Source organism: Alteromonas sp. ISO5, assembly GCF_058105165.1.
Window position 1 is genome coordinate 1,190,747 of sequence record NZ_CM176572.1, and the last position, 14,825, is coordinate 1,205,571.

General features: G+C 48.8%; 10 protein-coding genes. 3 read left to right on the forward strand and 7 right to left on the reverse strand.

What is annotated here, in order from left to right; all coding sequences use genetic code 11:
* Positions 1-47 precede the first annotated feature (47 nt).
* Positions 48-1,010 (reverse strand): PDR/VanB family oxidoreductase, encoded by a 963-nt coding sequence (locus AC2T0J_RS05380; RefSeq protein WP_489809132.1) that lies wholly within the window; start codon positions 1,008-1,010, stop codon positions 48-50.
* Between the two features lie 275 nt (positions 1,011-1,285).
* Here AC2T0J_RS05380 and AC2T0J_RS05385 point away from each other — a divergent pair, with 275 nt between their 5' ends.
* On the forward strand, positions 1,286-2,986 hold the full coding sequence (locus AC2T0J_RS05385) for a sigma 54-interacting transcriptional regulator (protein ID WP_489809133.1): 1,701 nt from the start codon (positions 1,286-1,288) through the stop codon (positions 2,984-2,986).
* 42 nt (positions 2,987-3,028) lie between these two features.
* On the opposite strand, the gene AC2T0J_RS05390 is transcribed toward AC2T0J_RS05385, so the two are convergent.
* From AC2T0J_RS05390 to AC2T0J_RS05415, 6 genes are all read right to left on the reverse strand, one after another.
* A complete protein-coding gene (locus AC2T0J_RS05390) occupies positions 3,029-4,114 on the reverse strand; it encodes a DUF2891 domain-containing protein (protein WP_489809134.1) in 1,086 nt (361 codons plus the stop codon).
* Between the two features lie 224 nt (positions 4,115-4,338).
* Positions 4,339-5,661 carry a DUF1329 domain-containing protein gene (locus AC2T0J_RS05395; RefSeq protein ID WP_489809135.1) on the reverse strand — a complete coding sequence of 441 codons (1,323 nt, stop codon included), beginning with the start codon at positions 5,659-5,661 and terminating at the stop codon, positions 4,339-4,341.
* Between the two features lie 13 nt (positions 5,662-5,674).
* Positions 5,675-7,558, reverse strand: coding sequence for a DUF1302 family protein (locus AC2T0J_RS05400; protein ID WP_489809136.1), 1,884 nt, complete (start codon positions 7,556-7,558; stop codon positions 5,675-5,677).
* A 39-nt stretch (positions 7,559-7,597) separates the two neighbouring features.
* Positions 7,598-10,063: an efflux RND transporter permease subunit gene (locus AC2T0J_RS05405; RefSeq protein WP_489809137.1), complete on the reverse strand. Its 2,466-nt coding sequence runs from the start codon at positions 10,061-10,063 to the stop codon at positions 7,598-7,600.
* 4 nt (positions 10,064-10,067) lie between these two features.
* Complete coding sequence (locus tag AC2T0J_RS05410) at positions 10,068-11,048, reverse strand: WD40/YVTN/BNR-like repeat-containing protein (protein ID WP_489809138.1); 981 nt, start codon at positions 11,046-11,048, stop codon at positions 10,068-10,070.
* Positions 11,049-11,303: 255 nt separating this feature from the next.
* Positions 11,304-12,608 carry a 3-deoxy-D-manno-octulosonic acid transferase gene (locus AC2T0J_RS05415; protein WP_489809139.1) on the reverse strand — a complete coding sequence of 435 codons (1,305 nt, stop codon included), beginning with the start codon at positions 12,606-12,608 and terminating at the stop codon, positions 11,304-11,306.
* 142 nt (positions 12,609-12,750) lie between these two features.
* Between AC2T0J_RS05415 and AC2T0J_RS05420 the strand changes: the two genes are divergently transcribed.
* Positions 12,751-13,734 (forward strand): glycosyltransferase family 9 protein, encoded by a 984-nt coding sequence (locus AC2T0J_RS05420; RefSeq protein WP_489809140.1) that lies wholly within the window; start codon positions 12,751-12,753, stop codon positions 13,732-13,734.
* Between the two features lie 2 nt (positions 13,735-13,736).
* Positions 13,737-14,819, forward strand: coding sequence for a glycosyltransferase (locus AC2T0J_RS05425; RefSeq protein ID WP_489809141.1), 1,083 nt, complete (start codon positions 13,737-13,739; stop codon positions 14,817-14,819).
* Positions 14,820-14,825: the final 6 nt, after the last annotated feature.

Genomic DNA, 14,825 nt, shown 5'->3' on the forward strand with positions numbered 1-14,825 from the left:
AGCTTTTATTTAAGGTTTATAAATGCCTTTGTAGGTCGGTACAGTGGTTATAAATCGAGGACCAGCAAGGCTGATTTGGCGCGTGAGCAACAAGGCGTAAATACACTATTACTGTCTCGCTCGGCCTGGGTTAAAAACAAATCACGATGTTCGGGCTCGCCATCGATGATTCTAGTGACACAGGTACCACATACTCCCTGTTCACAGGATACGGGGACGTCCACACCATTATCCTGCAGTACCTGTAACACGGTTTGATCGTCTTTCACGGTAAGTAACTTGCCGCAACTGGCAAGTTTGATCTGGAACGAATCCGCGTCATCCGGCGTCGTTTCGACACCAGAGAAATACTCAAAGTGAATATTGCTATCGTCCCATCCGGCACCTTTAGCGGCATTAATCACAAAATCCATGAAGCCTTTAGGTCCACATACAAACAAATGGGTATCCTTATCTACACTGGCGAACACGCTTGCTGCGTCAAATGCCGGTTGTGAGGATTCTTCGTCGATGTGTAGCTGCACCTGCTGAGCAAACGTAGCCGTCGACAGTTTATCGTGAAAAGCCATTCGCTCTCGGCTGCGGCAGCAGTAATGCATAGTAAAGTCGGCATTTTGTTCAGCCAGTCTGCCGGCCATACACATAATAGGCGTGACCCCGATACCGCCAGCCAGCAGCAGGTAACGTTTTGCCGGGACTAACTCAAAGTGGTTTCGCGGCGCACTGATTTGCAGGGTACTGCCAATGTTTAGATTCTGATGCACATACTCAGAGCCACCCCGGCTCTGTAGCTCACGTAACACCGCAATTTTGTAGCTGTATGGCTGCTCTGTGTGCTCATACAACGAATACTGGCGAATGAGTCCGTTTGCCAATACTAAATCAATGTGCGCGCCCGGTGTGAAGGCAGGGAGCGCCCCGCCATTTACAGGTGCCAGTTCGAAACTGACAATCCCTTCGGCTTCTGAAGATTTGTTAACAACTTCAACATCTATCAGTTCTGAATTCATTCATTCCCTCACTCGGCCATGTCTTTTCTCAATCAAAAAGAGAAAGCTAACCAGTTAATTAAAAACAACTTTTGCAAGCTTTACTCAGTGATAGCAAAGGCCGAGCCAGGTTATTGAAAAACATCTTATGTTGTTGATATGTGTATTAATTGTTAATTTTCTATTTGCATATAAAAACTTTCATGGTAGGTTTCATTACATGATTTCAATCACACCCTAATGACTTTAATGGTTTCAATCACTGATTTCAGTCACCCATGTAGCAGGTCAAAAGTATGAAAAAAAAGCAGGAAGTTGAAGCTATAGTCACGCAGTTGCTTTCCGAACAGTTAATGTTTGCGCCCGATACCGGTCATATCAGATTATTCGACCAGCGTATGCTGTTAATTCCTGGTAAAACTCTTGGCATGCTACGCAAAGAAATGATTGAAACTTTTAGTTTCGACAAAGCTAAAGAGCTATTAACCCGCTTAGGTTACCAACGAGGCGTCAATTATTATCATCACCTGCGTAGTATCTCAGGCAACGATATCGAGATCCTTATACGATCGGCTATGCGGCTTGCCGAACTGGAAGGTTATGTCTATCACGACCCGATAGAAAGTATGCAAATAGATGTAGAAAAAGGCATTTTTCAGGGCGACTATCAGTGGCACTCATCCTGGGAAGCAGAAAACTACCTGTCGCATTTTGGTTTGAGTAGCCGTCCAACCTGCTGGACCATGGTTGGCTATGCCAACGGATTTTCCACCGCTATGTTTGGCCGTCCGGTGGTTTGGCGGGAAGTTGAATGCAAAGCCATGGGTCATAAGACCTGTCGGGTAATCGGCAAGCCCCTTGATGACTGGGAAGACTCAGAAGAACTGGGCAGCTTTCTAAAAGTGGAGTCTTTTGTCGACTTGCCCAAGCTACGCCAGCATCAGGTGCCTGCCGATATCAGTAACGAAGAGGAGTCCACCTCGCCATTAAATGAGTTGGTAGGTGCATCCGCTGGCTTCAACAAAGTCATTTACCGCCTAAAGCGAGTAGCACCTACTGACACCAGTGTGTTGCTGTTGGGGGAAAGCGGCGTGGGCAAAGAGCGCTTTTCCAAGGCGTTGCATGCTATCAGTCAGCGCAGTGACGGCCCTTGCATTTCGGTCAACTGTGCTGCCATTCCCAGCGAATTGGTTGAGTCGGAGTTATTCGGTGTCGAAAAAGGCGCCTTTACCGGCGCCACAGCGACCAGGCCTGGCCGTTTTGAGCGAGCCAGCGGCGGCACGCTGTTTTTGGATGAAATTGGCAGCTTACCACTGGCCGCCCAGGGCAAATTGTTGCGGGCTATCCAGGAAGGCGAAGTAGAGCGAGTTGGCGGAACCGACGTCATTAAAGTGAATGTGAGGATTGTGGCTGCCACCAATAATGATCTGCGTAAAGCCGTCGAAGAAGGCGAGTTCCGGGCCGACCTATTCTACCGCCTAAACGTATATCCCATCGAGATCCCCCCTCTTAAAGAGCGTCGTGAGGACATTCCTTTACTATTTAATGTGTTTGTCGAGCGGTATGGGCAGAAAGCCAATAAGGCCCTGGCAGGAATTACACGTAGGGCTTTAGATGCTATGTGGCATTACGACTGGCCTGGAAACGTACGAGAGCTGGAGAACCTGGTTGAACGAGCGGTGATTCTGGTAGACGATAATATGCCTATTGATGTTCCCCATTTATTTAATGGCGGCGAGAATATCGAAACCGCATCATTGGGGCTGAGTTCGTCCGGCCGGCTACAACAAACTGACAAGAAAGCGCTTGCGACGAATGAAGACGAAGAAGCATTGATCGATAACCTGCTCGAGCAAGGTGTTTGTGTTGAGGAAATAGAGCAAAAGATGATAGAGCAGGCTATGCGCCGCACCGATGGGAATGTATCCGCCGCCGCAAGGCTGCTTAAAATGGGCAGGGGGAAACTGCAATATAAGTTAACCAAGCAACCAGAATAATTGTATCCTGACAGAGGGCACACTGCCCTCTGATGCATTCTGCTAAAGCCCCTGTCGGCTGAGCAGGGCATACATGGCAAAACTGCCTAGCCAGTGAGTACCTTCATAATGGTTATCCACGATGGTAGGTAATGCCGCATTAACATGCGCATCGCCGATAGTTTGCAGGTGACCGTACTCAGCCGGAAACGCGTTGGCAACCCCATACAGAGCCCAGGCCCGGCTGAAATTAAGTCCATCCAGGTGAACCAATTTACCATCGGTACGATCGCTCACCCTGGCAGGCTCCAGAACAAACGTTTTATTAATCAGTTCCGGCATAAAATCACGGGCCCAGCTTTTGAACTGTTCGCCGGGTAACACTTTGCGCATTAAGTTTAGTTCTTCAAAACAAGGCGACAAAAAATCAAATCCGTTAGGCTCCCAGGAAAGCGGACACTGCTTGTCATTAAGGTACCAGTGCAAAGCACGCGCTGAAATTAGATCGGCCAGTGCATCATTAGCGGTGATCTCGGCAAAATCATACGCCATGGAGAGTCCGAAAGCGGTATTGGGGTGCTCACCAGTGCGAATCGGGTAGATAAGTTTCGGCAAAAAGGTTTCGTACTTACGCACCATTAAATCGGTTAACGGCTGTAAATTTTGTTCAAGTTCCCTGCCCAGGGGGTCATCCCAGCGATGGAGTTCTGCCGCCAAAGTTAGCAACCACGCCCAGCCGTAAGTACGTTCAAAGTTTTTATTACCAGGCGTCGCGAAAAAAGCCACTTCTGTTGCAATGTTTTCTGCCGTCAGGTTAGTTTTCAGAATATGCCTGATGGCAGTTCTGTCGGCCAGCTCCGGAAAATTGCGTAGCAAATTAACCATCATCCAATGACCATGCACGCTCGAATGCCAGTCAAAGCAGCCATAAAACACCGGATGCAGCGCCTTTGGTGACTGCAGATATTGTTCGCTATCCAGCACCTGATTGAGTTTATTCGGATATTCCACCTGGCTACACTTAAGCGGTAAAGAAGCCAGACGATTCGCCTCTTCCAGTGTAAGTGCCGGTGCGCTGGCCTGACTATATAAAGAGCAGATGCTCAGCAAGGTTGCGAGTAGCATCATCGGTAGCCTGATAATAACCATGATCTGATTTTCCTTATTATTTAGGATGGTCATCAGACATAGTCTTCAATTCATGTGTGTAAGTAAAGGGGTTTGCTGCCGTGCATGGCACTACAACAATGTTTAGCGGTGAGATAATTCAGAATAATGGGGCAGACCGTCGCCTGCCCCACATTCCTTTATCCAGATAGCCATTATCCGAGGAGGAACCTGGCATGGTTCGGATGCCAGGATGGCCGACTGAATTAACTGCCTGAGGCGCGCATGTACTGCGTGTTAAATTTGGTCACCGGCGACAGGCTGGGATCAATCACCCCTTTGAATTGTCCGGTTGTGCAATGGTTTGCCTGTATGTCTACCATCGAAAATGAATCATCAATAGACACACCAGAGCCTTTATTCATCGGCAGGTGGTGATCAGGGTGTGCCTGACCGATTGTGAATGACTTCCACATGTCACCTTTCCGGTCGTACGAGATAGTCCGTGGTATGGTAAAGGTTTGCGCATCAATAAAGTGGATACGCTTTGAAAGTGGATGAGAGTCACTTACCGGTTCTGCTTCCAGTTCGTAAACCTTGCGCAATTGCCAGGTAATATTCGGGAAACAACCGCCTTTACCACTGAAAGCAACCATTTGATAACCGTCGTCATCCTGATGTATCTCACTATCAAGTTCGAGGTCATTGTGATTGTAGAACGGCATCAGGATATTTCGCGTTCCCTTAAAGGTCCACTTCATATCGGAAACACGACCGTTGTAGCCTTCAAAGTCCTCAATCATGATATCTGAACCAAGGAAAGCATCGGTTACCTGCCCCGTGGCAAGGCGTCTTACACGTCGCTGGAAGCCCAGATACAACCAGGAGTTATCCCGTTTCAAATCATCCATGGAACGGTGAATCAAAAGCTGTGTATTCCGCACATCTGATGGCTCTAACACCATAGCATAGGTAGCACGAAACAAGTCTGAAGGGTTAGGTGTGATTTCAGGTTTTGGCTCGTGGTTTACACGCCCTTTAAAGTTAAGAAAGTGAAAATTGAATTTAATCGTACGCTCAACTTTTGCAGAGTCCAGATCCCGGTATTGCCAGTAGAAGGGGTATATCGATGCACTGTCTCCCCAGTTGTAACCAAACTTGTAGTTCCAGGCCAGTTTTTCGCCGGCACGCGGATCATTCATGTCAGGCTCCGCAGGGAACGGACGGCCTGCCACCCAACCGCTGATTTCACCGACTTTCTCACCCAGTTTCACTTTACCCAGGCCATCTTCGGTCGCCTTTACGTAATTTTCATGCAGGCCAAAAGACGTGGTTTCCCCCACGGTAATCGAGGTCATACCGCTTGAAATAAAGTCGTAGTAAGCCGGATCGATAATATCTTTAAACTGATCTACGTTTGACTTATCAATCACCATACCTGGAGTAAGTCCGGCAAACTCTGGCGTGTTCATTTTGTAAGGGTAAAACGACTGTTCCACGACATCAGACGCAGCCGCAGCTGTACCCATGACAGAAGTAAGCGCCCCTCCAATGAGTAAAGCTGAAAACCTTTTTAATTTTATAGTCATAATTGAATTCCTATTAGAAGCTATAACGAAGCGTTAACTGAAGCTCATCTTCTTTTTGTGCCATCCCGATGGGACCCGACTTAAAGCGTCCAAGCGGCTCATATCCACCCAATCCCAACGAGTATCCGGCTGGATGCTCCGGGAAGGCCTGAGTAAAGGGAGAAAAAGGATTACAGGTGCGGCAATCATCGTAAGCACGAGCCCCCGTACCTACTTTAAAGTTGGCACCACCTGTGATTTTGAAGTTGTCATTGACGATATACTCAAGCGCAAAAGAGATAACGGATGCTTCGGCGCGGAAATCATGAGCAGCGACAATTTGCGGGCTTAAACGGTCATTCATCCACCAACCTTTAATCAACAGGGTAGCGGTCCAGTTTTCGTCCCAGTCAGGCATGCCTACAGGACCCAGAGCACGTTGTTCTTCTTCGTGGTCGAGCAGGTGCTGACCAAAGATCTGGCCCGAGAACAGGAATGCACGACGGTCATTCAGAAAGGGAATAAAGATGTTTTTATCCGCACCAATAACGTAGCGAATAACGTCCGACTCTGAGTACAACTCTTCACGCATAGTATTAGCGAACTCTTCACCAGAAGTGTGAGCCGCCTCAACGCGAAATACCGTATCGATACCCTGCGAGTAATAATCGATGGAGCCACCGAGTAAAGTGACCCGCGGGAAATGCACATCAAAAGCAATCAGCGAAGGCCATGCGCCTACTTCACCGGTAAAGGAGTTTTGTGCTGGTATACCACCACGCAAAGATGGCAGCTGTGAGCGATAATGCAGCGCATTTAATGAGAAGCCTAGATCGCCCAGAATACCTTCAAACTTCAAACCTACCTGCGAGTTAGACAAACTCCAGCTCGGCATGTGAGCCTTGCGCAGACCCACCTGGCCCGGGCCGAAGTCGGTTGCTGCGGTACCGCCGGCAAAGTTAGATACGGTACCGCCGTAGTCCCACAGTGTTTTCATACCACGGAACAAACAGCCGGCATCCAGGATCACGTTAGGGTTACCACACTGTCCTAAATCATGCGGGCGGAAACGGTCGAAGTTCCAGATTAACTGCAGATTGATATCATCAAAGGTTTCCGTTGCCCCCATCCGATAATCCATTTTTAACATCCACATCGGGATGCGGATATCTTCCAGCTCGTCGTATATATTGTTGCGCGAATAATCCACCGGATTGATCACGTCAAGTACCCGGAACAAATCGGTACGCCCCCAGATAACCTGCTGTTTACCCAATCGGGTACTCAACACATTGCCATTGTCGGTATACACGTCGAAGTCGAGATAGAGTTCACGAATAAAGTCCAGGCGATCGTTTAGCTCAGGTGAGCGCAGTTCATCACCGTCTTTGTCGAGATAGCCATTGATACAGCCACGAGAATCCACATCACAGGGGCGCACCGGCACACCAAATGTCACGCCGCCGTTAGCGTCGTGCAATGGTTGTCCCAGAACAATCATGCCCTCGTTAGGATGATTAGCTACATCAAAGGTAAAGGGCAGTGGAATACCGCCACCGAAGGGTACGGTTGTTCCCGGGCCGGTAGCGATGTTTTCCAGCTCAATAGGGCCACCAGCGTTATCGCCGTATTCATCATCATTGAGGTCAAATACAGCATCGTAGGTAAGCCGGAATGTACCGTTAACCGTTACATTGCTGAACATACCTTTATTGCCGTAATTCTTTTCCGCTTCAATTTGCAGGGTATTTCTGAATTTAGACAGCCCGACATTATCGCGAACGTAAGTCGCATTCTCGATGAAGCCGTTAACTCTCGCGTCTTCTGCTATTGCTGTGCCCGCGCTGCATAACAGCAACGTCGGTAGCGCATAGCGACGCAATATGGAGCAGTACTTATTGGGTTTTATTGTGTGCATCCTAATGTCCTCTGGAGCAATGTGTAGGGATAGTGCCGCTTACGCGCGGCTTACGTTCCCGGCTAAACTTCCGCCTTCGTCGCCAACGTCTTTATGCGTGGTGGGTTCTTTGGCAGATTCGCCATCGGCATACAGCACACCATCTTCGTCGCTGTATACATTGACGATAAATTTGGGTTTGAACACCAACACCCATGCTGGTACCAGCAACATGGCGGCAAACCCGTTAATGACGATCATGACGCACAGCAGCAGCGCGGCGTCGGATTGAAAGCGCAGGTCAGAGAGAATGACCCACATGATAATTCCGGCCATTAGCGTGACCGCGGTGAAGCTGATAGCCATACCAGTGGTCGCAATGGACTGGCGCACAGAGCTTGCCAGATCATGGGTTTTAGCCATGAATTCGCGGATCCGGTCCATCATGTAAATGGAGTAGTCGATACCCACGCCAATGCCCACAGCCACCACCGGTACGGTATTGATGTCGATACTCAGACCGTAAAAGCCCATATACGCATAGGTGAGCGTCGTAGCGAACATCATGGTCATCAGCATCATCACACCGGCATGCCAGGAGGTATAAAACACCATTACGAAGATAAAAATCAGCAGGAAGACGCTGGGCAAAACAATTAGGTTGGTTTCAAAAGCAGACTCGTTCATCGCTGCCGCAACCCCCAGTGTGCCGCCGGCTAAACGAATAGTAAGCCCTTGCACATCATCTCCATGATCGGCAATCCAGCTCTTTGCCATGTGAATAGCACGGCGAATGGTCTCGCCCTGACGGTCTTTGTAGTAGAACACCAGATTGGCAATACGGTCGTCGGTATCGTTAAACTCGTTGAGTGCGCCCGGAATGGGGCTGGACGCCATGTAGGTAAACATCAGTCCGCCGACATAAGACTTATCATGAGGGATCTGATACCAGCGCGGATCGTTATTGTGCATCAGGCGGTTCACCTGCATCACCAGATCAGTCAGGCCCTTACTGCCACCAACTTCCGGGTCGCTTAACATGTGCTGCTGCAAATCAATCAGTGATTTCAGGACTTCCGGACGTTTCAGGCCACCGGGCTCATCGGTTTCAGCCACAATGTAAAGTTCTTCAGAGCCAGGGAACTGCTCGTTCACCACCCGTGACGACACATTGTAATCATGATGAGGATACAAAATGGGCGAGCCGGGCTCGGAATCACCAATTTGTACGTTCGATGCGCTTACCAGGCCAATAGCCATTAACGCCGCAGCCGCTAACAACAGGCTGCGCGCGGCTCCGGGTCTACCGACCAGACGTGAGCAACTTGCCCCTATATGACGCAGAAATGTTTCTTTGAGCTCGGGATTTTTCGGTGTTGGCAGAATGGTCAGTAACACCGGCACACCTATCAGCACGGTAAAGACCACAGTGATCGCCCAAAGCGAAGCGTAAAAACCTAATTGGGTATTCAGAGGAATAGAGCCAACTGCAATTAGCAGCAAACCAACGGCATCCGAAACCACTCCCAATGTGCCCGGGCGGAACAAACTGTTAAAGGTTTCCTTTGCGGCAACCGCACCATCTCCACACTGGGTCACCTCAGCGTAATAACGCTCAACAATTTGCACACCATGACTCATCGCTCGGGCGGCAATCAGGAATGGAATTACCAGGCCTAAGGGATCCAGGTTGTACCCCAGCAGGCTGATAATACCGAGACCCCATATGGTAGATACCATCACACCACCAAGGGGAACCAGCACACCGTAAGCACGACGGAAATGAAATACCAACAGGGCTAGCATGATCAGGATGGTGAAGAAGAAAATCTGCACGATTTGATCCAGGTATGTATAAGCCCAACCCACCAGCACCGGCTGTCCGGTAGCGTAGATATTGATACCGGCCTCTTTTTCCTGCTCGCGGATTTTTTGCAGTTTGTCAAAGGTCCCGGCGTAATCCAGTTGCCCTTCAATTAGCTGAGCTTTTACCAATGCCATTTTAAAGTCAGGGGATACCAGCGGGCCATAAACTCGTGGATTGGCCGCGATATTAGCTTGCATCTCATCCAGTTCAGCCTGGCTATAGTCGCCGTTAGTGGCATCGAAGTAGGGTTGTGAGTTAATACTACCTACCTCTGTAAGCCATATATGACGAGAGTTACGATGAGTAACACTGGAAACCAGATTATGGTTTACACCGGGTAGGCTATCGATCGCCTGGGTCATGCGGTCGATTTTTTTGAGGTTCTCGTTAGTAAAGATATCCCCTTCGGTAAATTCGATCCCTACTACCAGCACGTTTGCACCACCAAAACTGTCTTTAATACTGTTGTGTAACTGGATGTAAGGGTGCTGCTGGGGCAACAAATTCGAAAAGTCAGTGAAAATTTTGAGCGCCGGAATGCGGCTCATAAAGAATACTGTCAGGGCAAAAATGATCAGCAACACGGTTTTAGGGTGGCGAAACAGGCTCAATTCCGATTCGTGTAACAAATGAGTAAATTTGTGCTTCGGCTTATTCATGGTATTACTCCTCGGAACCAGTCATTGATGAAGTCAGAGCCAGATAAACGCCTCTGCCGCCAGCGATGTGGGTTACGCCATCGGCAGAGGTAACTGCAGCGCGCAGATAAACGGGTGCAGAGGGTGAAACGATGGTTTGCCAGCTACCATCGTCATTACGACGAAGCACTGTTGTGTTTTCGCCTAAACCCAGGAGTTGCCCATTTGCTGAGACCAGTTGATATACCGGAACAGCAGTGTCGACGGGCTCCCTGACCCAGCTTTCGCCACCGTCTTGTGTGGCATAGATATAGCCATTCAGTCCACTTACCCAGCCAGTTTCCAGAGAGGTGAAGTGCATGCCGTGAGGGTAGAATTCATCAGGCAGATACCCGGTTACATCCCAGCTCTGGCCACCATCGGTGGACGTTAGAATCATTCCGTATTCCGCGCTGGCCACAGCATCGGTGTCATTCAGGAAGGCAATATTGGTAATGATGGTATCCTCCTGCAACGAGAAGGTTTCCCAGTTAGCACCGTTGTCATTGGAGTGCATGATGGTTGAAAAGCTGCCTGCCACCCACCAGCTGCCACTCGGTGAGCAAGTAACATCCATCAACTGTTCGTTAGTGGGAATAGCAATGGATTGCCATTGTTTGCCGCCCTGCGGTTTTAGCCAGATAGTATTGTTGAACGACAGGGCGATGAAGTCGCCGGAAGGACATGTGTCGACTTTCAGTAAGGAGGCCGCATCAGGAAGCGTTTGACGCTCCCAGACCTCGCCATCGGCAGACGTTATCACCAGTCCGTTATTACCGACCGCGATAAGCTCGTTTTCGTTGGCAGCCATAGACTGGTAAAAATCTATGCGCTGAATCGATTGTGCTTGTTGCGCTCTAACCGCCTCTAGATTTAATGGCGCTTCACAGCCCGCTAACAGCCAGGGTAGTAAACAACAAGCAATGACTTTGGTGTAACTCCGAACCTTAAATTCACCTAATTTCATTATTTTAGTAATACTTTGTTAACATTAAGCCAACAAAAGCAAAGGCGGTGCCAGGACGAAAAAATTAAATTTTAATTTGATTTAGATCAAAAACTTACACACAATATTTTACAAATTTGTAAGGAAAACAAGGCGCTAAAAAGCAAAGAAAGGTTAATGAAATGATAAATCACCAACCTTGTCAGTGATTCATTTCATTAAATCATGCACACATCAATGTGTTAAATTCACTTTATCATTCAGGAAAAATACCCATTACTGGTACAGATTGATGACTTTCATGGTTTTATCAACGGCACCACTGTTTTGTACCAGCACTTCAAACCCGGCCAACCCCGCATTAGCAGCTATGCCAGCCTGCTCACACCAGGCCAGGGTTAATGCTGTCATGGCAGGGGTATCTTCAACAATATGCAGGGCGCCTGCTTCTTGCAGCTTCGCGCATATCACCGGGTTATTGTAAGTATTCGGACCCATCATAACAGGCAGTTTTTTGGCTGCTGGTTCCAGCGCGTTGTGACCGCCCCGATCGGCAATACTGCCGCCAACAAATGCAAAGTCAGCCACCGCATAGGCAGCGTTAAGTTTGCCCATTTCATTAACCAGCACTACATCACAACTATCAGGTACTTCCGTAATCGCCGTACTTTTCAGCATGGTTAGACCGGTTTTGCCAATAAGTTTGGCTACGGTTTCAAAGCGCTCGGGGTGGCGCGGCACCAACACCAGCAATAATTGTGGATAACGCTCTTTTACTGCGCGATAGGTAGCCAGTAGTGCGCTCTCTTCCGGATCATGGGTACTACCACCAACCAGAATTTTCCTGCCCGTCGTTTCCAGCCCAAGAAAACCGCTATGCTCAGCATCAATTGCCGAAGCCTGATCAAATTTAATGTTGTTGGTCAGGGTTAGCTTTTCTTCTGGCATCCCTAAAAACCGATAATTTGCATAATCACGCTCGCCCTGAGCGCACACATGCGACAGCTTATTCAGCATGGGTTCAAATAAGATTGGAAACTTAGCATAACGGCGCGCCGAGCGGTCGGTCATTCTGGCGTTTACTACCAGCACCGGAATGTCACGCTTCCAGCAGGCATGGATCAGATTGGGCCAGAGTTCGACTTCGGTGATAAACACCGCTCTGGGTTTAATCCGTCTTAACATCCCGGCCATCGCCATATGCAAATCGTAAGGCAGATAGAAGTGATGAACCTTATTACCAAAAATCGAACGCACCCGGGCAGAGCCGGTAGGCGTAGTTGTAGTCACTGTAATCTGGCGTTCTGGTTGCTCCTGCATAATGCGCTTAATGAGCACTGAAGCGGCCATCACTTCCCCCACCGACACACAGTGAAACAAATAGCCATTGGCTTTTGGCGCGTGTGCCACATAGCCAAACCGCTCAAAGCGACGCCGATTATAATCTTTTTGCCGGGTCATACCGCGCTTAACAAGAGTTAAAAAGGCAAATGGTATGAGTAAAGCCAGAATACAGGAATAGAGCCAGCGGAAGGCGTCCTGATACCACTTCGGAGAATAAGTTGCGCGCTGCTTGCTCATGTTGCCTTGTACACCGTTATGCTGGCCGTCATCAAAATGTCGTGAAGTTTTGTTTCACTGATAAAAAGGTTTTCACGTTTACTTTTATTGCATGTCATCAAATGCCACCAAACCCGCAGTGCTAATAATCAGACTAAGTGCAATGGGCGATATTGTAATGGCCTCAGGCCTGCCGTCCAGCCTAAAACAGCATTTTGACAACGATGTGACCATAAGCTGGTTAGTTGAAAGCCCCTATACCGCCCTGGTGGCAGACCACCCGGATGTAGATAACGTTATTAGCTGGCCCAAGCAGGAGTGGCGGCAACTGGTAAAAGCCAGGCAATATCTTACGCTGGTTAAAGCGATATTAAACTTTAGGAAAAAACTTAAGCGGTATAACTTTGATATGGTCGTTGATCCGCAGGGGCTGTTAAAAAGTGCACTCCTGGCGTGGTTTACCGGAGCCCCGCGGCGTATAGGCTTTAAGAGCAAAGAACGCAGTCAGTGGTTATTAACCGAAACCTATGACAAGCCATTATCCAACGATATCAGCAGCGAGTATAAGTTTTTGGCAGAGCAATTTAGTCATGCCCCGTACCGTTTACGTTTGTGCACCAGCGAACAAGACCGTAGCAATGCGAAAAAAGTACTGACAGAATCAGGCATTGAAAGTCCGTTCCTGGTACTGGCACCATTTACTACACGGCCACAGAAACACTGGATGCATTCCTCCTGGCATACATTAATTGCCAGGCTTGGTGAGGCCGGATACAAGCTCGTGATCCTTGGCGGCCCCTCGGATACCGAAAATGCTAAGCAGCTGGCTGAGCGATATGACCACTGCGTTAGTCTGGCCGGTGCACTCAGTATCACCGGGAGTGCTGTGGTGATAGAACAATGCCAGGCCCTTATAGGCGTTGACACCGGTTTAACCCATATAGGCATGGTTTACGAGCGTCCTACCATCGCGATATTTGGCTCTACACGGCCTTACACTCAAACACAAAATCCCTTTGCTCGCGTCCTGTATGCGGACTTAGCCTGTGCACCATGTAAGCGCAGGCCTACTTGTGAAGGCCGATTTGATTGTATGCAAGCGGTGAGTCCGGACAGGGTATTCAGTTCGTTGCAAGGTGTACTCTGACAATGCGCGTTTTACACATTGAGTTAGGCAGACACTTGTATGGCGGAGCAAAACAAGTAGTTTACCTTATAAACGCCATTCATCACCACGCTCCAGCGACTGCGCAACTATTGGTATGTGCCCGGGGCAGTGATATTGCAAAACAAGCGCTACCGGGTTGCACAATCTATCCGCTCCCCTACGCCGGTGAGCTGGACTTCGGTATTTTGTGGCGATTAGGTAAACTTATTCGCACAGAAAAACCCGATATTTTACATATCCATAGCAGAAGAGGCGCCGATGTTTGGGGCGCCCTATTAGCGCGAAAAACCGGTATACCGGCCATCTGTACCCGGCGGGTCGATAATCCGGAAGCCAAACTCAGCACTTTAAAATACGGTCAGTATAGGGCGGTAGTAAGCATATCTGAAGGCGTAAAAAAAGTGGTATCTCAACGCTGTCCGAACCATGTTTATCAGCAGGTGATTCACTCCGCTGTAGAGCTGGCTGAGTTTACCGAAAAACCAGACAAACAATGGTTTCGCAGCGCATTTAATATTGCGGATGATGTTTTCGTATTGGCTAACTTTGCACAGCTTATTGAGCGTAAGGGACAGTCAGAGATCATCGACGCCATGTCTGAGGTAGTTAGGCAGCATCCAAAAACGCTTTGTTTACTGTTCGGTAAAGGGAAAATGCATGCTGAGTACCAGCGTCAGATTGAGCAGGCGGGATTGCAAAACCATATCCGCCTTTGTGGCTTTACCAAAGAGGTAGCCAGAATATTACCCAACATCGACCTGCTGGTGCATCCGGCTCACGCCGAAGGGCTCGGTGTAATTCTTCTACAAGCAGGGGCATGCAAAGTGCCGGTTATCGCCAGCCCCTCCGGAGGCATTCCTGAGATAATCAGACATCAACACACTGGCTGGCTGACGCCGGCAGGCGATTCAGACAAATTGGCCGCGGCCATATGTGATGCCTTTGACAATCACGCCTTAAGGCAGGCTTATGGTGAAGCTTTATTCAAACAAGTTAGTACTTACTTTTCTCCCGAAGCGATGGCAAATCGTTACTTAAGCCTGTATCGACAAATTAAGGGATAGGGTGGC